The 20,545-nt window shown below is 57.7% G+C and carries 20 protein-coding genes, 1 other RNA gene and 1 pseudogene; 16 read left to right on the top strand and 6 right to left on the bottom strand.

Going from position 1 to position 20,545, the window contains the following annotated elements:
- The first annotated feature begins 54 nt into the window (after positions 1 to 54).
- From hupB to FFB58_RS18175, 4 genes are all read left to right on the top strand, one after another.
- Positions 55 to 327 (top strand): nucleoid-associated protein HU-beta, encoded by a 273-nt coding sequence (hupB, locus tag FFB58_RS18190; protein ID WP_002444653.1) that lies wholly within the window; start codon positions 55 to 57, stop codon positions 325 to 327.
- 211 nt (positions 328 to 538) lie between these two features.
- Positions 539 to 2,410, top strand: coding sequence for a peptidylprolyl isomerase (ppiD, locus tag FFB58_RS18185; RefSeq protein WP_138370622.1), 1,872 nt, complete (start codon positions 539 to 541; stop codon positions 2,408 to 2,410).
- 148 nt (positions 2,411 to 2,558) lie between these two features.
- Positions 2,559 to 2,927, top strand: coding sequence for a helix-hairpin-helix domain-containing protein (locus tag FFB58_RS18180; RefSeq protein WP_039032383.1), 369 nt, complete (start codon positions 2,559 to 2,561; stop codon positions 2,925 to 2,927).
- Between the two features lie 96 nt (positions 2,928 to 3,023).
- Positions 3,024 to 3,422 (top strand): YbgC/FadM family acyl-CoA thioesterase, encoded by a 399-nt coding sequence (locus tag FFB58_RS18175; protein WP_039032384.1) that lies wholly within the window; start codon positions 3,024 to 3,026, stop codon positions 3,420 to 3,422.
- Positions 3,423 to 3,476: 54 nt separating this feature from the next.
- Here the strand turns inward: FFB58_RS18175 and queC are convergent, their stop codons facing one another.
- Both queC and FFB58_RS18165 read right to left on the bottom strand, forming a co-directional pair.
- Positions 3,477 to 4,172: a 7-cyano-7-deazaguanine synthase QueC gene (gene queC / locus FFB58_RS18170; protein ID WP_138370621.1), complete on the bottom strand. Its 696-nt coding sequence runs from the start codon at positions 4,170 to 4,172 to the stop codon at positions 3,477 to 3,479.
- 66 nt (positions 4,173 to 4,238) lie between these two features.
- Positions 4,239 to 5,939, bottom strand: a complete 1,701-nt coding sequence (locus FFB58_RS18165) for an SgrR family transcriptional regulator (protein WP_138370620.1) — start codon at positions 5,937 to 5,939, stop codon at positions 4,239 to 4,241.
- 102 nt (positions 5,940 to 6,041) lie between these two features.
- On the opposite strand from FFB58_RS18165, the gene cof reads away from it, so the two are divergent.
- Positions 6,042 to 6,860 carry an HMP-PP phosphatase gene (gene cof / locus FFB58_RS18160; protein ID WP_138370619.1) on the top strand — a complete coding sequence of 273 codons (819 nt, stop codon included), beginning with the start codon at positions 6,042 to 6,044 and terminating at the stop codon, positions 6,858 to 6,860.
- 40 nt (positions 6,861 to 6,900) lie between these two features.
- Here cof and FFB58_RS18155 read toward each other — a convergent pair whose 3' ends face one another.
- Positions 6,901 to 7,947: a PLP-dependent cysteine synthase family protein gene (locus FFB58_RS18155; protein ID WP_138370618.1), complete on the bottom strand. Its 1,047-nt coding sequence runs from the start codon at positions 7,945 to 7,947 to the stop codon at positions 6,901 to 6,903.
- Between the two features lie 116 nt (positions 7,948 to 8,063).
- On the opposite strand from FFB58_RS18155, the gene FFB58_RS18150 reads away from it, so the two are divergent.
- The 5 genes from FFB58_RS18150 to amtB all read left to right on the top strand — a co-directional run bounded on the left by FFB58_RS18150 (position 8,064) and on the right by amtB (position 13,963).
- Complete coding sequence (locus FFB58_RS18150) at positions 8,064 to 8,522, top strand: Lrp/AsnC family transcriptional regulator (protein WP_039032389.1); 459 nt, start codon at positions 8,064 to 8,066, stop codon at positions 8,520 to 8,522.
- Positions 8,523 to 8,564: 42 nt separating this feature from the next.
- On the top strand, positions 8,565 to 10,337 hold the full coding sequence (locus FFB58_RS18145) for a SmdA family multidrug ABC transporter permease/ATP-binding protein (RefSeq protein ID WP_138370617.1): 1,773 nt from the start codon (positions 8,565 to 8,567) through the stop codon (positions 10,335 to 10,337).
- Positions 10,330 to 12,108 carry a SmdB family multidrug efflux ABC transporter permease/ATP-binding protein gene (locus tag FFB58_RS18140; RefSeq protein ID WP_138370616.1) on the top strand — a complete coding sequence of 593 codons (1,779 nt, stop codon included), beginning with the start codon at positions 10,330 to 10,332 and terminating at the stop codon, positions 12,106 to 12,108. Before FFB58_RS18145 ends, FFB58_RS18140 begins: the two co-directional genes overlap by 8 nt.
- A gap of 196 nt (positions 12,109 to 12,304) precedes the next feature.
- Positions 12,305 to 12,643: a P-II family nitrogen regulator gene (gene glnK / locus FFB58_RS18135; protein WP_032616849.1), complete on the top strand. Its 339-nt coding sequence runs from the start codon at positions 12,305 to 12,307 to the stop codon at positions 12,641 to 12,643.
- A 33-nt stretch (positions 12,644 to 12,676) separates the two neighbouring features.
- The gene (gene amtB / locus FFB58_RS18130; RefSeq protein WP_138370615.1) at positions 12,677 to 13,963 is read left to right on the top strand and encodes an ammonium transporter AmtB; all 1,287 of its coding nucleotides are present in this window, start codon (positions 12,677 to 12,679) and stop codon (positions 13,961 to 13,963) included.
- A gap of 95 nt (positions 13,964 to 14,058) precedes the next feature.
- Here the strand turns inward: amtB and tesB are convergent, their stop codons facing one another.
- Positions 14,059 to 14,919 (bottom strand): acyl-CoA thioesterase II, encoded by an 861-nt coding sequence (gene tesB, locus FFB58_RS18125; protein WP_138370614.1) that lies wholly within the window; start codon positions 14,917 to 14,919, stop codon positions 14,059 to 14,061.
- A 208-nt stretch (positions 14,920 to 15,127) separates the two neighbouring features.
- On the opposite strand from tesB, the gene FFB58_RS18120 reads away from it, so the two are divergent.
- Positions 15,128 to 15,697, top strand: coding sequence for a YbaY family lipoprotein (locus FFB58_RS18120; RefSeq protein ID WP_039032394.1), 570 nt, complete (start codon positions 15,128 to 15,130; stop codon positions 15,695 to 15,697).
- Positions 15,698 to 15,729: 32 nt separating this feature from the next.
- Here FFB58_RS18120 and FFB58_RS18115 read toward each other — a convergent pair.
- Positions 15,730 to 16,135: pseudogene (locus FFB58_RS18115) on the bottom strand (MGMT family protein).
- 84 nt (positions 16,136 to 16,219) lie between these two features.
- On the opposite strand from FFB58_RS18115, the gene ffs reads away from it, so the two are divergent.
- From ffs to FFB58_RS18100, 3 genes are all read left to right on the top strand, one after another.
- Positions 16,220 to 16,316, top strand: an RNA gene (gene ffs / locus FFB58_RS18110) — signal recognition particle sRNA small type.
- 270 nt (positions 16,317 to 16,586) lie between these two features.
- The gene (locus tag FFB58_RS18105; protein WP_138370613.1) at positions 16,587 to 16,838 is read left to right on the top strand and encodes a hypothetical protein; all 252 of its coding nucleotides are present in this window, start codon (positions 16,587 to 16,589) and stop codon (positions 16,836 to 16,838) included.
- Complete coding sequence (locus FFB58_RS18100; RefSeq protein WP_039032397.1) at positions 16,835 to 17,053, top strand: hypothetical protein; 219 nt, start codon at positions 16,835 to 16,837, stop codon at positions 17,051 to 17,053. Before FFB58_RS18105 ends, FFB58_RS18100 begins: the two co-directional genes overlap by 4 nt.
- A 143-nt stretch (positions 17,054 to 17,196) precedes the next feature.
- On the opposite strand, the gene FFB58_RS18095 is transcribed toward FFB58_RS18100, so the two are convergent.
- Positions 17,197 to 18,618 carry a PLP-dependent aminotransferase family protein gene (locus FFB58_RS18095; RefSeq protein ID WP_138370612.1) on the bottom strand — a complete coding sequence of 474 codons (1,422 nt, stop codon included), beginning with the start codon at positions 18,616 to 18,618 and terminating at the stop codon, positions 17,197 to 17,199.
- 84 nt (positions 18,619 to 18,702) lie between these two features.
- Between FFB58_RS18095 and FFB58_RS18090 the strand changes: the two genes are divergently transcribed.
- Together FFB58_RS18090 and FFB58_RS18085 are read left to right on the top strand one after the other, a co-directional pair.
- Complete coding sequence (locus tag FFB58_RS18090; protein ID WP_138370611.1) at positions 18,703 to 19,311, top strand: hypothetical protein; 609 nt, start codon at positions 18,703 to 18,705, stop codon at positions 19,309 to 19,311.
- A 76-nt stretch (positions 19,312 to 19,387) separates the two neighbouring features.
- Positions 19,388 to 20,461 carry a LacI family DNA-binding transcriptional regulator gene (locus FFB58_RS18085; protein ID WP_138370610.1) on the top strand — a complete coding sequence of 358 codons (1,074 nt, stop codon included), beginning with the start codon at positions 19,388 to 19,390 and terminating at the stop codon, positions 20,459 to 20,461.
- The last annotated feature ends 84 nt before the right edge of the window (positions 20,462 to 20,545 follow it).

The following is a 20,545-nucleotide window of genomic DNA, read 5'->3' as shown; positions in this document are numbered from 1 at the left end:
TCGCGTTGTGAAGGATTCAGACGCGATATAAATTATAAAGAGAGGAAGAGAAGAGTGAATAAATCTCAACTGATTGACAAAATTGCTGCGGGTGCTGATATCTCCAAAGCTGCGGCTGGACGTGCGTTAGATGCTTTGATTGCTTCTGTTACCGAATCTCTGCAGGCTGGGGACGACGTAGCGCTGGTAGGTTTTGGTACTTTTGCTGTTAAAGAGCGTGCTGCCCGTACTGGCCGCAACCCTCAGACCGGTAAAGAGATCACCATCGCTGCTGCTAAAGTTCCGGGCTTCCGTGCCGGCAAAGCGCTGAAAGACGCGGTAAACTGATCGCTTTCTTACTTCAGGGAAGTTGAAAAGTACAAGGGCGCATCATTTGATGTGCCTTTTTTGTTTGTCCAGACCTGATTTATGTGAGTTTATGCGAGTTGTGGGCTGACAATAGCCCCGGTTTCTTGTCACAATACGCCTTTACGCGCTGCGGTCAGGATTCCCGCCAGCGTCAGGTCACCAGTCACCTACAGCGGAGTGTGGTTACACCATGATGGACAGCTTACGCACGGCTGCTAACAGTCTCGTGCTCAAGATTATTTTCGGTATCATTATCGTGTCGTTCATTTTGACCGGCGTGAGCGGATACCTGATTGGCGGTAGTGCAAACTACGCCGCAAAAGTGAACGACCAGGAAATCAGCCGTGGGCAGTTTGAGAATGCATTTGCCGGTGAACGCAACCGCATGCAGCAACAGCTGGGCGACCAGTTCTCTGAACTGGCGGCGAATGAAGGGTATATGAAGAACCTGCGTCAGCAGACGCTGAACCGTCTTATCGACGAGGCGCTGCTGGATCAGTATGCCCGTGAACTCGGTCTGAGCATCAGCGATGACCAGGTTAAGAAAGCGATTTTCGTCACCCCTGCTTTCCAGAATAACGGCAAATTCGATAATTCCCGTTATAACGCCATCGTTAATCAGATGGGGATGACGCCGGATCAATACGCTCAGGCGCTGCGCAATCAGCTCACCACTCAGCAGCTTATCAACGCTGTCGTGGGCACCGACTTCATGCTCAAAGGCGAAGCGGATGAACTGGCGACGCTGGTTTCTCAGCAGCGCGTGGTGCGCGAAGCCACTTTCGACGTCAATGCTCTGGCTGCTAAACAGCAGGCGAGCGATGAAGAGGTCAAAAGCTACTACGAGCAGAACAAAAACAACTTCACCGCGCCGGAGCAGTTCCGCGTGAGCTACATCAAGCTGGATGCGGCTGCGATGCAGGAAAACGCCACCGATGCCGAGATCCAGTCTTACTACGATCAGCATCAGGATCAGTTCACTCAGCCACAGCGTAATCGTTACAGCGTGATTCAGACCAAAACCGAAGCCGACGCTAAAGCGGCGCTGGATGAGCTGAACAAAGGCACCGATTTCGCGACGGTCGCAAAAGAGAAATCCACGGATATCATCTCTGCGAAAAACGGCGGTGATATGGGCTGGCTGGAAGACGCGACCACCCCGGACGAGCTGAAAAATGCCGGCCTGAAAGAGAAAGGTCAGCTTTCTGGCGTCATCAAATCCTCCGTTGGCTTCCTGGTTGCGCGTCTGGATGATGTTACCCCTGCGACCACCAAACCGCTGGCGGATGTCCACGATGAGATCGCCGCGAAAGTGAAGCAGGAGAAAGCGCTGGATGGCTTCTATGCCTTACAGCAGAAAGTGAGCGACGCGGCCAGCAATGACAACGAATCGCTGGCGGGCGCAGAGCAGGCTGCAGGCGCGAAAGCGGTGACCACCGGTTGGTTTGGTCATGACAACCTGCCGGAAGAGCTGAACTTCAAGCCGGTAGCAGATGCCATCTTCAATGGCGGTCTGGTAGGCGAAAATGGCACCCCGGGCAGCAACTCCGACATCATCTCTGTTGATGGCGATCGCGCTTTCGTACTGCGCGTGAGCGAGCATAAGCCAGAAGCGATCAAGCCGCTGGACGAGGTGAAGGATCAGATTACGGCGCTGGTGAAACACAACAAAGCCGTGCAGCAGGCGAAGCTGGATGCTGAAAAGCTGCTGGCTGACCTGAAAGCCGGTAAAGGTGACGAGGCGCTGAAAGCGGCTGGCCTGAGCTTTGGTGAGGCGAAAACCCTCAGCCGTACCGGTCAGGATCCGATTAGCCAGGCGGCATTCGGCCTGAGCCAGCCGGCGAAAGACAAGCCGAGCTTCGGTATCGCCAACGATATGCAGGGCAACGTGGTCATTCTGGCGCTGGACGAAGTGAAAGCGGGCACCATGCCGGAAGCACAGAAGAAAGCGATGGTTCAGGGTATTACCCAGAACAATGCGCAAATTGCTTTCGAGGCGCTGATGAGCAACCTGCGTAAAGAAGCCAAAATTAAGCTGGGCGATATCATGACTCAGCAGTAATTACGGCGCTGCTCGCAAGTTTAAGCAACGTACTGCAATACCAAAAGGCCGCTTTCGCGGCCTTTTCCATTTCTGCAATCTGCTGTTTGTTCCTGAAAAGCGGTCCGACTAAGGTGAGGGGGCTGTCAACAAACAAGGAGAAAACAGCATGAAACATGGAATCAAAGCCCTTTTCGTCACCCTTGCTATCGTCACGGCGGGGATGAGCCACAGCGCGCTGGCGGCGACACCGGCGGCCAAAACGCAGGTGTCGCAGAGTAAGGCCGATGTACCGCCCGCGGCCTCCACTTCGCAACAGTCGAAAGCAGTGGAAGAGGATAAGACGCGGGTTAGCATCAATACCGCATCGGCGGAAGATCTGGCAAAGGTGATGAATGGCGTGGGTATGAAGAAAGCGCAGGCGATTGTCAGCTACCGCGAAGAGTACGGCCCGTTTAAAACGCTGGACGATCTCAGGCAGGTACCGGGTATGGGGGGAGCGCTGGTGGAGCGTAATCTTGCGCATCTGACGCTGTAATAACTTGCACAGTGGCAAAAATTTGCCAGGATAAAGAGGTCATACCAGTTATGACCTCTGAATCTTATAATTAACTACCCTGAAGGCTATTGCGCTATGCAGACCCAAATCAAAGTACGCGGCTACCACCTTGATGTTTACCAGCACGTGAATAACGCTCGCTATCTGGAGTTCCTCGAAGAGGCGCGCTGGGATGGCCTGGAAAACAGCGACAGTTTCCAGTGGATGACGGCACACCGCATCGCTTTTGTCGTGGCGAATATCAATATCAACTATCGCCGTCCCGCAGTGCTCAGCGATTTACTGACCGTGACCAGCCAGTTGCAGCAACTGAACGGTAAAAGTGGCGTGCTGAGTCAGGTGATAACCCTGGAGCCGGAAGGGCAGGTGGTGGCAGATGCGTTAATTACCTTTGTCTGCATCGATCTGAAAACGCAGAAAGCGTTGCCGCTGGAAGGGGAGTTACGTGAGAAACTGGAACTATTAATCAAATAACCCGCCGTGTGATGCCGGGCGAAGCAACGCTTTCACCCGGCAGACTGGCGCAGATTATTTCAGGCCGGTTTTCTTTTTCAGGGCCGCCATCACCCCGGCTTTATCCGCCAGATAGTGATTCAGGCCGTTGGCGCGCAGGTTACACGCCGCGCACTGTCCACAGCCATCGCCTTTGATACCGTTGTAGCAGGTCAGGGTTTCGTTACGCACCAGATCCAGCTTGCCCCAGTAGTCGGCCAGGGCCCAGGTTTCGGCTTTATCCAGCCACATCAGCGGCGTTTCAAAGCGGATTTCTTTAGCCATACCGAGGTTCACGGCGTGGTTGAGGGCTTTCACAAACTCATCGCGACAGTCAGGATAGCCCGAGAAGTCGGTTTCACACACGCCGGTGATCACCTCTTCGGCTTTCACCTGGTACGCGTAGATTGCCGTCAGGGTCAGAAACAGGATGTTACGCCCCGGCACGAAGGTATTGGGAATACCCTCTGCGTCCGGCTCATAGTCGGGTACCGGGATACTGTCGCGGGTAAGGCTGCTCACCGCCAGTTCGTTAAGCAGGGTAACATCCAGCACCTTATGCGCCCGCGCGCCGAGCTTAACGGCCAGTTTCTGCGCCACCTCGATCTCTTCGCTATGGCGCTGGCCATAGTCAAAGGTGACACAATGGACTTCATCATATTGCTGCAGAGCCTGCACCAGACAGGTGGTGGAATCCTGGCCTCCACTGAACACGACAACAGCACGTTTCATAAGTCTTTCCAACGTTGAAGATTAAAGACATATGGTAACGTCTGCCCGTGGTGGCGACCAGCTTCTTCACGTTTTCGGTGCGGGTAGCCAGGCCTCGGTAAAATCAAACCAGCCGCGCGGATTCAGCCGGATACCGTTTACCCCCGGCGGGGCGCTGATCTGGTACTGATAGTTGAACAGCGGGGTCAGCACGGCCTGCTCCATCAGGCGGGAATAAACCTCCTTCAGCGCCAGATGGCGGGCAGAGGCGTCGGGCTGCGTCTGCACCGCATCCAGAGTCGCCATCAGGTGGGCAAACTGCGGCGCGCTGAGCAACCAGGACCACAGCGTGTCGCAGCGCAACCACTGCTCAAGGGTGTACTCTGGCGCCTCGCCAATTAATCTGTCCCCCATCATGATATCGGCGTCCGCGAGCGCGGTGCAGCCATCCCAGGTTTTCGCGTCGTGAAAAATCACCCTGAGCTCGCACCCTTCCTGGGCCAGATAGCGTTTAAGCTGCTCCGCCATGGTATGCAGTTCCACCGGCAGGTGATAAAGCAGGGTTAGCGTCTTCGGCAGAACGGTTTCCTGTTCCCGGGTCCACTGGGGGATCGACCAGCCAGGCAGCAACTCCTGGGTCGGGGTGATGAGATTCTCGTCCAGCGGCAGGGTATGCAGAAGCGACGAGTGATGAATGATATCAATCACCCTGCGGGCCTGCGCTTCGCTTAGCCGGTCACTCTGCTTCAGGGTGAGGTAGCAAAAACCGAGGCTGATGCTGTTACTGACCAGCCGCAGGCTGGCAAGCTCCTCCGGCTCGCCAATGGCGATCTGCACCGGATGACGACAGCTGGTGCCTAAATCCTGGTCAAAAAGCTGAGGGGTGATCCAGAATTCGATCGCTTTCAGCAGCGGATGGCCGAGATGATACTGCTCGTGGCTTTCCAGCCGGACAAGGTCGGGATCGAAGATCGCCAGGCGAAACGGTCCGCTGCCGATTAAAGGCTGTTCAGGATGGGCAAGATGGCTGCAATAGCTTGCCAGACGGTGCGCCAGCCAGTAGTCGGGGTGATGTAACACAATGGTCAGGCACTGGGGATGCGTGACCTCTATCTGCTTCACGCTGTTAAACAGTTTGCGCAGGGCGGGAAGGGTCAGCAGCTTCGCCAGCTGGCTCTGGAGTTGAGCGGCCTCGATTTTATCCCCGTTATGCCAGTGCAGGGTTGAGCGGAGGTAGAAGTGCCAGCGTAATCCGTCAGATGCGATCTCCCAGTGATGCGCCAGATCGCCCGCAGGCTCGCTGCGGGTGTCGTTGAACCGCGTCAGACCGGAAAAGATCTGCCCCACCAGATGCTGTTCAGCGCGGCCCGGTAAAAAGCCCGGCCGGAGCGGATCGAGCGGGCGATAATACGGAATACGCAGCGTCGGGGTATCGTTCTGCCACTGTCCGCCCAAAAAAGGATGCAGCAGGGCACGCAGAGCCTGGGGGGCCAGCTGGGCCAGCGCGAGCGCGTTGTGCTGCTGTCCGCTCTTCAGCGCCTCTTCCATCATCGCGTTACGTAATGACTCCGGCGTGACGTGGAATCGCAGCTCGCCGCGTTTTCCGCGTCCGGATTGCGCGTGCCAGCTCAGCCAGCCAGCCTCCTGCGCCTGTCGCAGCAGCGTGCGCATATGCCGTTCACTGCAAAAACAGCGGCTGGCCAGTTCGGCCACGCTCACCTGCTGAGGCGCACCGGCAGAGGGTTGCCACAGGCGCTGGAACTGATTAAGTCGATTAAGCTGGCGCATCGTAAACCCGGAACAATAATTTCCATCTATTCAGTATTACTTCCGTATATAACAGGCAATACTGATGCACAAGTTAATCCCCTTCACATTTTCGGAGTTCCCATGGCGCGGCTGGCTGCATTTGATATGGACGGCACCTTATTAATGCCGGATCACCGTTTAGGTGACAAAACGCTGAGCGTCCTTAAGCGTCTGCACGAACGTGACGTTACGCTCACCTTCGCCACGGGCCGACATGTGCTGGAGATGCGCCATTTAATGGGCGCTCTCTCCCTCGACGCCTTTTTGATTACCGGCAACGGAACGCGTATTCACTCGGTGGAGGGTGATGTGCTTTATCGCCAGGATCTCGCCCCGGATGTGGCTGAACAAGTGCTGCACAGCACCTGGGATACCCAGGCCAGTATCCACGTTTTTAACGACACCGGGTGGCTGACAGGAAAAGAAATCCCGGCGATGCTCGAAGCGCACGTCTACAGCGGCTTTCAGTATCAGTTGACCGACCTGCGCCGCATTCCGGCCCATGCGGTAACCAAAATCTGTTTCTGCGGCGATCATGACGATCTGTGCCGCCTGCGCATTCAGCTCAACGAGGCGCTGGGCAACCGCGCGCATCTCACCTTCTCGGCGATCGATTGCCTGGAGGTGCTGCCGGTCGGATGCAACAAAGGTTCCGCTCTGGCGGTACTGAGCGAGCATCTCGGGCTGAGCATGCAGGAGTGTATGGCGTTTGGCGATGCGATGAACGATCGCGAGATGCTGGGCAGCGTAGGGCGCGGCCTGATTATGGGCAATGCGATGCCGCAGCTGATCGCCGAGCTCTCGCATTTACCCGTTATTGGACACTGCCGCAACGAGGCCGTGTCCCATTTCTTAACCCATTGGCTGGATACACCCGATCTTCCTTATTCCCCCGAATAGTGAGACCCTTCCAGCAAGCCAGACGAAAGTCTGGCTTTTTTTATTTCACCAGCCGGGCAATTTCTGCCAGCCACGGTGCCACATCGCCAATATTCTTTTTTACCCATTCGGCGTTGTAGTAGGTGTCCAGGTAGCGCTCGCCGCTGTCGCACAGCAGGGTGACGATAGAGCCGGTTTGCCCTGCGTCACGCATCCGCGCCGCCAGCTGCAGCGCGCCCCACATATTGGTCCCGGTGGAGGCACCCACCTTGCGACCGAGCTGGGTTTCCAGCCAGTGAGCGGTGGCAACGCTGGCGGCATCGGGCACGCGGAGCATCTCGTCCACTACATCCGGGATAAACGAAGGCTCGACGCGCGGGCGGCCAATCCCTTCAATTTTGCTGCCCACCGGGCTGCGCAGGGCCGGATCGCGCTGCTGCCAGTAATCGAGGAACACCGAGCTCTGCGGGTCCACTACCATCAGGCGAGTATCATAACCCTGGCAGCGAATATAGCGGCCAATGGTGGCCGAAGTGCCGCCGGTTCCGGCGCTCATCACGATATGCGTCGGCACCGGATGGGGTTCATTTTGCATCTGCCGGAAGATACTGTCGGCAATGTTGTTGTTACCGCGCCAGTCGGTTGCCCGCTCTGCGAAGGTAAACTGGTCCATATAATGGCCGTTCAGCTCCCGGGCCAGCATTTCTGATGCGGCATAAATTTCACAGGCGCTTTCCACAAAGTGGCAGCGTCCGCCATAAAATTCGATCTGTTCGATTTTGCGTTTTGCCGTGCAGGAGGGCATAACGGCGATAAACGGCAGTCCAAGCAGGCGGGCAAAATAGGCCTCAGAGACGGCGGTTGAGCCGGAAGAGGATTCAATAATGGTGGTGCCTTCATTGATCCAGCCGTTACACAGCCCGTACAGGAACAGCGAGCGCGCCAGACGGTGCTTCAGGCTGCCGGTCGGGTGCGTGCTTTCGTCCTTCAGATAGAGCTGGATACCCGGAAAGCCGGGCAGGGCGAGGCGAATAAGGTGTGTATCCGCCGAGCGCTGATAATCGGCGTTAATTTCACTGATGGCGTTTTTAACCCAGGTGCTATTCATCGAAGTAATCCGTTTGTCATTTTGTGCCCAGCATAGCGAAAAGCACAGAAAAAATTGTTGCTATCTGGCCTTTAAAATAGAATGAGAAGAGAAAATTTTTCTCTGCGGGGGTGGGTATGCTAGATAAAATTGACCGTAAGCTGCTGTCCTTACTGCAAAGCGACTGCACCCTCTCTTTGCAGGCGCTGGCGGATGCCGTTAATCTGACCACCACGCCCTGCTGGAAACGCCTTAAGCGACTCGAAGACGAAGGCATTTTGCTGGGACGCGTGGCGCTGCTCGATCCTGAAAAACTGGGGCTTGGCCTGACCGCCTTTGTGCTGATAAAAACGCAGCACCACAGCAGCGACTGGTACTGCGGATTCGTCAGCGTGGTATCACAGATGCCGGAAGTGCTGGGCTTCTGGCGCATGGCGGGCGAATACGACTACCTGATGCGCGTTCAGGTGGCGGACATGAAGCGCTATGATGATTTCTATAAACGGCTGGTCAACAGCGTGCCAGGTCTGTCGAATGTCACCTCCAGCTTCGCGATGGAACAGATAAAATACACCACCGCCTTACCCATTGAATAACTTCCCGGCGCTGCCGGAATACGATCCTCAGGAAAAGACCGCGTGCGATTATTTGCTCAATTAAGCTGGTACTTTCGCCGGGAGTGGCAACGCTATCTCGGTGCAGTGGCCCTGCTTATTATCATTGCCATTCTGCAGCTCATCCCGCCGAAAGTGGTGGGCTACGTCGTGGACGGCGTTACCCAACAGCATTACACCACCGCACGGGTGATGATGTGGATCGGCACGCTGGTGCTGACGGCGGTGGTGGTCTATCTGCTGCGCTATGTCTGGCGCGTGCTGCTGTTCGGCGCGTCATACCAGCTCGCCGTTGAGCTGCGGGAAGATTTCTACCGCCAGCTCAGCCGCCAGCATCCGGAATTTTACCTGCGTCACCGCACCGGGGACCTGATCGCCCGCGCCACTAACGATGTCGATCGCGTGGTCTTTGCCGCCGGGGAAGGGGTGCTGACCCTGGTCGACTCGCTGGTGATGGGGTGTGCGGTGCTGATCGTCATGTCAACGCAAATCAGCTGGCAGCTCACGTTGCTGGCGCTGCTGCCGATGCCGGTTATGGCGCTGGCGATCAAGCGCTACGGCGACCAGCTGCACCAGCGCTTCAAGCTGGCTCAGGCGGCGTTTTCTACCCTTAACGACCGTACCCAGGAGAGCCTGACCAGCATCCGGATGATCAAAGCCTTCGGCCTGGAAGACCGCCAGTCGTCCCTGTTTGCCGCCGATGCGGCAGATACCGGGGCTAAAAACCTGCGCGTCGCCCGGATCGATGCCCGTTTTGATCCCACGATTTACATCGCCATCGGCACCGCCAACCTGCTGGCCATTGGCGGCGGGAGCTGGATGGTGATTAACGGCTCACTGACGCTCGGGCAACTGACCAGCTTTGCCATGTATCTGGGGCTGATGATCTGGCCGATGCTGGCCCTGGCCTGGATGTTCAACATCGTCGAGCGCGGCAGTGCGGCCTACAGCCGGATCCGCGCCATGCTCGCCGAAGCGCCGGTGGTCAACGATGGCAGCGAGCCTGTGCCGGATGGGCGCGGCGAGCTGAAATTCTCCGTACGGGCCTTTGCCTACCCCCATACGGAAAAAACGACGCTCGAAAATGTCCATTTCACGCTGCAGCCGGGGCAAATGCTGGGCATTTGCGGCCCGACCGGGGCGGGGAAAAGTACCGTGCTCTCGTTGATCCAGCGCCACTTCGATATTGACCAGGGCGAGATCCGCTTCCACGACATCCCGCTGACGCAACTGCAGCTGGATAGCTGGCGCAGCCGCCTGGCGGTCGTCAGCCAGACGCCGTTCCTCTTCTCCGATAGCGTCGCCAACAATATCGCCCTCGGTTGCCCGCATGCGACCCAGGAAGAGATTGAGCACGTCGCCCGTCTTGCCAGCGTCCATGACGACATCCTGCGCCTGCCGCAGGGGTACGAAACCGAAGTGGGCGAACGCGGCGTAATGCTCTCGGGCGGGCAAAAACAGCGTATTTCCATCGCCCGCGCGCTGCTGCTGAATGCCGAAGTTCTGATCCTCGACGATGCCCTGTCTGCGGTCGATGGCCGCACCGAACACCAGATCCTGCACAACCTGCGCCAGTGGGGAGAAGGGCGCACGGTGATCATCAGCGCCCATCGTCTGTCGGCTCTGACCGAGGCGAGCGAAATTCTGGTGATGCAGCACGGGCATATTGCCCAGCGCGGCCAGCATGAACAGCTGGCGGAACAGCCGGGCTGGTATCGCGATATGTATCGTTATCAACAACTGGAAGCGGCACTGGATGACGTGCCGGAAACCGACGAGGAGGCCGCCGATGCGTAGTTTTTCCCAGCTGTGGCCCACCCTTAAGCGCCTGCTGGCGTATGGTTCGCCGTGGCGCAAGCCGCTGTCGCTGGCTGTCGTGCTGCTATGGATTGCGGCGATTGCCGAAGTAACCGGCCCGCTGCTGATCAGCTATTTCATCGACAACATGGTGGCAAAAAATTATCTCCCGCTCGGTTTAGTCACCGGGCTGGCGGTGGCCTACGTTGGCCTGCAGCTGCTGGCGGCCGGGCTGCACTATGCCCAGTCGCTGCTGTTTAACCAGGCTGCCGTCGGGGTGGTGCAGCAGCTGCGTACCGACGTGATGGATGCCGCCCTGCGCCAGCCCCTGAGCGCGTTTGATACCCAGCCAGTCGGGCAGATCATCTCCCGCGTCACCAACGATACGGAAGTTATCCGCGACCTGTATGTCACCGTGGTGGCTACGGTACTGCGCAGCGCCGCCCTGGTGGGCGCGATGCTGGTGGCGATGTTCAGCCTCGAATGGCGCATGGCGCTGGTGGCGATGGCAATTTTCCCGGCGGTAATGATTGTGATGATCATCTACCAGCGCTACAGCACGCCGATTGTGCGTCGCGTGCGGGCCTATCTGGCGGATATCAACGATGGCTTTAACGAGGTCATCAACGGCATGAGCGTTATCCAGCAGTTCCGCCAGCAGGCGCGTTTTGGCGAGCGGATGGGAGAAGCCAGCCGCTCCCACTATATGGCACGCATGCAGACTCTGCGTCTGGACGGTTTCCTGCTGCGCCCGCTGTTAAGCCTGTTCTCGGCGCTGGTGCTGTGCGGGCTGCTGATGCAGTTTGGCTTTGCCGCCGGTGGCACCATCGAAGTCGGGGTGCTGTATGCCTTTATCAGCTATCTCGGGCGACTTAACGAGCCGCTGATTGAGCTCACCACCCAGCAGTCGATGCTGCAACAGGCGGTGGTGGCCGGTGAGCGCGTCTTTGAGCTGATGGATCGCCCGCGCCAGGCGTATGGCGATGACGAGCGCGAACTGCAAAGCGGGGCGATTGATTTTGACAACGTCTCCTTTGCCTATCGCGACGATCGGTTGGTGCTGCAGGATATCAACCTGACGGTGCCGTCCCGCAGCTTTGTGGCGCTGGTGGGGCATACCGGCAGCGGTAAAAGCACCCTCGCCAGCCTGCTGATGGGCTACTACCCGCTCACCGAAGGGGAGATCCGCCTTGACGGACGTCCGCTGTCGAGCCTGAACCACAGCGTACTGCGTAAAGGGGTAGCGATGGTGCAGCAGGATCCGGTGGTGCTGGCCGATACCTTCTTCGCCAACGTGACGCTGGGCCGACCGTTCAGCGAGGAGCAGGTGTGGGACGTACTGGAGAAAGTGCAACTGGCGGAGCTGGCGCGCGGTCTGCACGACGGCATTCATACCCGGCTCGGCGAGCAGGGGAATAACCTGTCTGTCGGGCAAAAGCAGCTGCTGGCGCTGGCCCGGGTGCTGATTGATACCCCGCAGGTGTTGATTCTGGATGAAGCTACCGCCAGCATCGATTCCGGTACCGAGCAGGCTATCCAGCAGGCGCTGGCCGCGGTACGCGAACACACCACCCTGGTGGTGATTGCCCACCGTCTTTCGACCATCGTAGAGGCGGATACCATTCTGGTGCTTCATCGCGGTCAGGCGGTTGAACGCGGTACCCATAAGCAACTGCTTGAGGCAAAAGGGCGTTACTGGCAAATGTACCAGCTGCAGCTGGCCGGGGAAGAGCTGGCTGCCAGCGCCCGGGAGGAGTCCCTCAGCGCCTGATGCACTAAAATTAAGCAACCTGCCGGCCGCTGAATCGGTTGGTGCAAAAATGAAACGCACCCTGCACTGTCATGGTGCGTTTTTTTTCGTCACGCCTTCGCTGTGCCTCGTATTTCCTCTCTTTTCACTTTTGGCACACCCCTTGCAATACCTCTTTCGTTGGCTCGCCAAAACCGAATTCTGACTGGAGGGATATATGAAGCTGGTTACCGTGGTAATCAAACCATTCAAACTCGAAGACGTGCGCGAAGCACTCTCTTCAATGGGTATTCAGGGGCTGACCGTTACCGAAGTGAAAGGCTTCGGTCGTCAGAAGGGGCATGCAGAGCTTTACCGTGGTGCGGAATACAGCGTCAACTTCCTGCCAAAAGTGAAGATTGACGTAGCGATTGCCGACGATCAGCTGGATGAAGTCATCGACGTAATTAGCAAAGCAGCCTACACCGGCAAAATTGGCGACGGCAAAATTTTCGTTGCTGAGCTGCAACGCGTTATTCGCATTCGTACAGGCGAAGCCGACGAAGCGGCACTGTAAAACAGCAGGCACACAGTGATAGGGATCGAGAAAATGAACACAACAACACTTAAAGCAGGTCTGGGGTCTCTGGCGCTGTTGCCGGGCCTGGCAATGGCTGCACCCGCGGTAGCAGACAAAGCCGATAACGCCTTTATGATGATTTGCACCGCGCTGGTGCTCTTTATGACCATTCCGGGGATCGCGCTGTTTTACGGCGGCCTGATCCGCGGCAAAAACGTCCTCTCCATGCTCACTCAGGTAACGGTGACCTTTGCGCTGGTTTGCGTGCTGTGGGTGGTCTACGGCTACTCGCTGGCCTTCGGGGAGGGCAACGCCTTCTTCGGCAGCTTTAACTGGGCAATGCTGAAAAATATCGAGCTGACCGCGGTGATGGGCAGCTTCTATCAGTACATCCACGTGGCGTTCCAGGGTTCGTTCGCCTGTATCACCGTGGGGCTGATTGTCGGGGCGCTGGCGGAACGTATCCGCTTCTCCGCCGTATTAATCTTCGTGGTGGTGTGGCTGACCCTTTCCTACGTGCCGGTGGCGCATATGGTCTGGGGCGGCGGTCTGCTGGCTTCTCATGGCGCGCTGGACTTTGCGGGCGGTACCGTTGTGCATATCAACGCCGCAGTAGCTGGGCTTGTCGGTGCTTACCTGATTGGCAAACGCGTCGGTTTTGGCAAAGAAGCGTTCAAACCGCACAACCTGCCGATGGTCTTTACCGGTACGGCGATCCTCTATTTTGGCTGGTTTGGCTTCAACGCCGGTTCAGCCAGTGCGGCAAACGAAATCGCGGCCCTGGCCTTCGTGAACACCGTTGTCGCGACGGCGGGTGCCATCCTCTCCTGGATCTTTGGCGAGTGGGCGGTACGCGGTAAGCCTTCTCTGCTGGGCGCCTGTTCCGGTGCGATTGCCGGTCTGGTAGGTATTACCCCGGCCTGTGGTTTTGTCGGTGTCGGTGGCGCGCTGATCGTCGGTATCGTGGCGGGTCTGGCCGGTCTGTGGGGCGTGACGGCGCTGAAACGTATTCTGCGTGTGGATGACCCTTGTGACGTGTTTGGCGTCCACGGCGTGTGCGGTATCGTCGGCTGCATCATGACCGGCATCTTCGCTTCAACCTCTCTGGGCGGCGTAGGCTATGCGGAAGGCGTGACCATGGGCCATCAGGTTCTGGTGCAGCTGGAAAGTATCGCCATCACGGTAGTCTGGTCGGGCGTGGTTGCCTTTATCGGCTACAAGCTGGCGGACATGACGGTTGGGCTGCGCGTGCCGGAAGAGCAGGAGCGCGAAGGTCTGGACGTCAACAGCCACGGCGAGAATGCGTATAACGCGTAAATAAAAGCAAACGGCAACCTCGGTTGCCGTTTTAGTGTTTGCACCCTCTCCCGGTGGGAGAGGGCCGGGGTGAGGGCACCAGGCCGCACGTAACATTATCCCCGATTACGCATCACCCCTTCCTGCACGGTGGATGCCACCAGCACGCCATCCTGGGTATAGAACTCACCGCGCACAAACCCGCGAGCGCTTGATGCCGAGGTGCTCTCCACGCTGTAGAGCAGCCACTCATTCATATTGAACGGACGGTGGAACCACATCGAATGGTCGATCGTCGCAACCTGCATCCCTTTCTCAAGGAAGCCCACGCCGTGCGGCTGCAGGGCAACCGGCAGGAAGTTAAAATCCGAGGCATAACCCAGCAGATACTGATGCACGCGGAAATCTTCCGGCATGGTGCCGTTGGCGCGGATCCACACCTGACGGGCAGGCTCTGCGACGTGGCCTTTCATCGGGTTATGAAACTCGACCGGGCGGATCTCCAGCGGCTTGTCGCAGAGAAACTTCTCTTTAACCTGCGGGGGCAGCAGATGCGCCAGCGCGCGGGCAATGTCGGTCTCAGAACGCAACGCGTCAGGCGCAGGGGCTGGCGGCATCGTCTTCTGATGCTCATAGCCCGGTTCAGGGGCCTGGAACGACGCCGTCATATAGAAAATCGGCTTGCCGTTCTGCACCGCCGCCACGCGACGGGCGCTGAAGCTGTTGCCATCGCGCAGGACTTCAACGTCATATACGATGGGTTTCTGGCTGTCGCCCGGGCGCAAAAAGTAGCTGTGAAAAGAGTGCACAAAGCGCTCCGCAGGTACGGTCTCTTTAGCAGCGTAGAGGGCTTGTCCCACAACCTGGCCGCCGAAAACCTGGCGTAAACCCAGATCTTCGCTTTGTCCCCGAAAGAGTCCTTCTTCTATTTTTTCCAGGTTTAATAATGTCAGCAGATTGCTTAGTGCCTGACTCATAGTCGTCCTCAATTAATACGCCGTGGCGAAAGATACGCAGAGTATAACGCAGAAATGAAAGTGGTCCGATGGGTGCAATAATCTGAATAACAGGGGGATTCCAGGCATAAATAATTGATATGTGCCACACTTAGTCTCGTTATCTTTATGTTAACCACTCATCTGGCGGTATCGATCCCGCTGGTGCATTGATGATAAGGAGAACTCAATGAAACTCGTGCACGTGTTAAGTGGTTTAGCGGTAGCGGTCGCTCTTTCTGCCTGCGCAGACAAAAGCGCAGACATTCAGACGCCAGCGCCGAACCCTAATACTGCTGGCGTAGCCGCTCAGCCGACTATTCAGCAGCCAAATGTCTCTGGTACGATCTGGATCCGCCAGAAAGTTGCTTTACCGCCGGATGCGGTGTTAACCGTTACCCTGTCTGATGCCTCGCTGGCCGATTCGCCATCGAAAGTACTGGCGCAGCAGGCGACGCGTACCGAGGGTAAACAGGCGCCATTCAAATTTGAACTGCCGTTTAACCCGGCGGATGTTCAGCCCAATGCCCGTATTCTGCTGAGTGCGGCGATCACCATTAACGATCAGGTTGTTCTTATGACCGACATCGTGAAGCCGGTAATCAATCAGGGCGGTACGAAAGCCGATCTGGTGTTGGTCCCGGTGCAGCAGACCTCGCTGCCGCTGCAGCCTGGCGGCGGTGCGCCGACCACGGTGCCGTCAACGTCACCTACCCAGGTTAGCCCGTCTACGGCGACCCCGGCGCCAACCCAGCTTTAATGTTCCCTGCCCCTCTCGCCTGAGAGGGGCATTTAGTACCGCCAGCGGTATCGCTGCATATCTATCTCTCCACTGCCTGACACCTGCACCCCTTCACTGAGCAATGCCTGACGCTGACGCAGCAAATCCGGCCCCGTTAAGGAGATCGCCCCGTGGCGGTTGACGACCCGGTGCCAGGGCAGGGTACTGCCTTCCGGCAGCCGTTTGAGAACACCGCCTACCTGCCGGGCTGCGCGGGGAGAGCCCGCCAGTCGTGCTACTTCGCCATAGGTGATGACCGTGCCTTCGGGAATCGAAGCGACTATCTGCCATACCCGCTGGGGAAAAGAGTCGTGCTCGTCCATTTTTTTCTCCTGTGTTGCGGGCATGATAGAGATTAACGGGTAATAGAGGAAGAAAGCGCCCACTCTGTAAACGCTTTGCGCAATAAAACATCACCCGGACGCGGTTAACTTGCAATTGCCATCTGGTACAGTGATAATGCGCCAGCGCGTTGGTTAACAACGCTCTCAATGGGGGCTCTGTTGGTTCTCCCGCAACGCTACTCTGTTCACCAGGTCAGGTCCGGAAGGAAGCAGCCAGGGCAGACGACGTGTGTGCCGGGATGTAGCTGGCAGGGCCCCCACCCATTTCTGCTCTCCTTAAGTCTGTCGTATCCCCCTTTCTACTATTATCCCCATCAATAGTGCGCATATTTTATATTTTCATATCTGCCTGTCTATTTCGCAAATTGTCATCATACTGAAACGTGACTGTCATTATTCTGTCATAAATTTTCGGCAGGGTAAGTGTGACATTTTTATTATCTATAAGCAGGAAATATATATCTGGATAATAATGTTAACTTCGTGTATTAATTTAAGAAAATAGTGCCAGGGATGTTAAAACCATGACGACTGCTGTCCTGAATGTGAAAATTGACGAAGCGCTGAAAGAGAAGCTTCGTCATTATGCCGAAGTGAATAATGAGAATCTCAGCGTTACCACAGAGAAGCTGCTGCAGATGGCGTTTACTGTAGCAGATGAGGCGGGAGTAACGGAAGAGGATATCGACAATCAGCATACGGAAGAAGAGAGTGTAGCTCCATTTACTCCTAAAGAAATCAAAGCATTAAGAAAAATTCTGAAGAAGAAAAAATGAAACAACATCAACAATCAACCGCCAGCAGCTACTCAGAGGCCTGCTCGCTTCTGCGCTCTGGCTATGTCAAACATGTCCGCCTGGGCTGGGACGTTGGCAGTGATGAGTTCTTTCGAATTGCGTCTGACTGGTGTGATACCGGTGCAAAAATAAAGAAAGAAGGCGATAGTTTTGTTATTTCCCTTAAAGGTTTCCCTATCCCGGCTCAGCACTGATCTCCCCATGCTGAAAATGTCTGACTGTAATCATTACAGTCAGACATTTTTAAATCTCGTCTTATTAGCGGCTATTTGTGCGCCCGCTCACTCTTTTCCCGTAATAAATATCACTGTTGCATTCGTTCATTGAGTCAAAGCGATTATACCAGCGTGCGTTTTACGCTGTGGCCGCTGTTACTCAGCGCCATCCACAGCGGCTTGATCCGCACCAGCGCGTTTTCCAGCTCAGCAGGCGCCAAAGAAAAAGGCATGCGCAGGTAGCGGTCAAAGGCTCCGGAGAGGCCAAAGCGCGTCCCGGTACCCAGATGAATGCCCGCCGCTTCGGCGCGCGAGGCCAACTGGGTGGCCAGCATATCCGGCAGCTCCACCCAGTAAGAGAGACCCCCTTCCGGCATCCGGAAACGCCAGTCCGGGAAATGTTCCTGCAGCAGCGCCGCACAAGCATCCCGCCGCTCACGCAGCATCTGTCGGCGGGCAGATAAAAATGTTTCGCCATTCTCAATCAGCCACAGGGTTGCCAGCTGTTCCAGCAGCGGCGAGCCAAGATCGAGCGTATCGCGGGTCTGGACAAGCGTGGCGATGGTGCGTGCCGGGGCGCGAATCCAGCCCAGACGCAGACCTCCCCAGAAACTTTTTCCCGCCGAGCCCAGCGTAATGACATTGCCGTTCGGGCAGAAGGAGGCCAGCGGCGGCGGGGGAGGGGCATCGAACCATAGATCGACCATGGTTTCATCCACTACCAGCGTGGTGCGGGCCCGGGCAGCCACGGCGGCGATGGCCTCCCGGCTCTTCTCGTCCATGCAGCGGCCAGTGGGATTATGAAAATCAGGCATCAGATACGCCAGGCGCGGCGCGGTCTGGGCGAGGGTGGCGGCAAAGCCGTCGATATCCCAGCCGGTATGCGGCAGCGACACGCCAACCGGCCGACAGGATGCCCCCTGAATAGCCGCGATAGCCAGCGGGTAGGTGGGGTGATCCACCACCACCCGATCGCCCGGGCCGGTGAACATGCGCAGCACCAGCGCCAGCCCGCTGACGGCACCGTTAACCACCATCACCTCTTCAGCCCGGGTAGGTAAACCGCGGCCGGTATAGCGTGCAGCAATGGCTTCGCGCAGCGCCAGCAACCCCAGCTGATCGTAGCCGGTTTGCGTCAGATGCGGGGTAATGGCGGTCAGGGCATGCGTATAGGCCTGATGGATCTCCGGCCCGGCACCCAGCGCGGCAGTAGAGAGATCAAGCGCCGCGCTGGCGTTGGCGCGGGTAGGGGGCGTGCGGCTGTCGGGCAGGATCACCCGCGAGCCACTGCCGTGCCGGCTTTCGAGATAACCTTCGTCCCGCAGATGGGCCAGGGCGCTGCTGACGGTGGTCCGGCTGACCTCGAGGGTTAAGGCCAGTTCCCGTTCCCCGGGCAGGCGCGTATCCAGCGCCAGCCTGCCGTCGAGGATCAGCAGGCGCAGGGCATCGGCCAGCTGCCGCCACAGCGGGGTACGGGAGGCACTTTCCTGCCAGTGACCCAGCAGGCGAACCAATGACTGACTTCCAAAACGACGTGATGACACGGGCAGTCCACTTTTTGAAAACTGGACATTAATCATAGGGCCATTTCAGGCAATGATTAAAGCAGAAACCACCGGAGAAAGATCATGTTGCGTCGATTACTTCAGCTTTACGTCGGATTAAGCCTGTACGGCCTGTCAACGGCGATGTTTGTCCGTGCGGATCTGGGAGCCGATCCGTGGAATGTCTTTCACCTGGGGGTGGCAAAACTGCTGGCAATGGATATTGGCACCGTCATGATCCTCACCGGGGCGCTGGTCCTGCTGGTCTGGATCCCGCTGCGCCAGCGTCCCGGTCTCGGCACGATCAGTAACGTGATTGTGATTGGCCTGGCCGCCGATGCCGCATTGGCAGTTATTCCGGCCATTGATTCGCTGATGGCTCGCAGCCTGCTGCTGGCAAGCGCGGTGATTGTCAATGCGCTGGCGACGGGCATGTATATCGGGGCCGGATTTGGCGCCGGGCCGCGCGACGGCCTGATGACCGGGATCAACGCCCGCACCGGCTGGTCGGTTCGCAGCGTACGCACGGCGATTGAAATTACGGTCCTGCTGATTGGCTGCGTGCTGGGCGGCACCTTTGGGGTGGGAACCATACTCTATGCGTTGAGCATCGGACCGCTGATCCAGATCTGCCTGCCGTGGTTTCGGCAGAAGCCGCGGATCGTTGCCCCAGAGCCGGGCCGCGTTGTCTGATTTTGCGAAGCGCTCACATGCTTTACGCCAGGCGTTATGACAGAATAGGTGCATCTGTCACTGCAACCCGAAGCGCATGAAAGCCATAACCCTCTACGATGTCGCCCGCCTGGCGGGCGTCTCCTATCAAACCGTCTCGCGGGTCATTAATGATGCGGCCCACGTCTCCGCCCGTACCCGGGAGAAAGTGCTGCAGGCGATGGCCGAGCTGCACTATGTACCCAACCGCGGTGCCCAGCAGCTGGCAGGCAAACGCACCCGTACGCTGGGGCTGATCACCACCGATCTGGCGCTGCATGCCCCCTCGCAGATTGCGTCGGCGGTAAAAACGCGGGCCGGGGAGCGTGGGGCGAGCGTGCTGATCTCGATGGTCGAGGATCCACAGCAGTGCCTGGCGGCGGTGCAGGAGCTGCTGGCCCAGCGCGTGGAAGGATTGCTGGTCAACGTCCCGCTGGAAGATGCGCTGGCAGAAAGCCTGCAGGCGCAGGCCGTTCCGGTGCCGGTGTTATTTCTTGATGTCACCCCCAACGCCCGGGTACACAGCCTGGTGTTCGATGCAGAGCAAGGGGCGAACCTGGGGGCGGAACACCTGCTGGCGCTGGGCCATCAGCGAATTGCCCTGCTCGGCGGGCCGCAAAGTTCCGTCTCTGCCCGGGCACGGCTTGCGGGCTGGTTATCAGCCTTAGGTCAGGCGGGTCTCGAACCTTGCTCCGTCGTTCAGGGTGACTGGAGCGCGGCTTCAGGTTATGAAAAAGGCCATCAGCTGCTGGCCGGGGCTGTTCTCCCGCAGGCAATTCTGGTGGCAAACGATCAGATGGCCCTGGGCGTGATGCGTGCCTGCGCCGAAAAAGGGATTGCGGTGCCGGGTCAGATCTCTGTGGTGGGTTTTGACGATACCACCGACAGCGCATGGTTTACCCCGCCGCTAACTACGGTTCGTCAGGCGTTCCGTGAGGCCGGCCTGCGCAGCGTGGAGTGGCTGCTGGCGCAGCAGGGCAGCACAGAAAAGACGCCCTCACAAACCCGGCTGCCGGTAACGCTGATCGAGCGCCATTCCACCGCCCGGGAAGGGATCCCGCAGGAGAGCGACGATCTTGCCCGGCAGCTAAAATCGCTGGCGCTGCTGGCAGAACAGCTGGCGCGCCGATAACGCTTTTGTGATCGCCATCGCTTCATCACGCTCTCCCGCTTTACCCTGTCTTCCTGGCAGGGCATTGTATCTAAAATTGTGAGC

Origin of the sequence: Enterobacter sp. MF024 (assembly GCF_005843915.1) — a bacterium.
GTDB lineage: Bacteria > Pseudomonadota > Gammaproteobacteria > Enterobacterales > Enterobacteriaceae > Enterobacter > Enterobacter barmai.
Note: the sequence above shows the minus strand (reverse complement) of the source record. Positions and strands in the feature narration are given on the sequence as shown.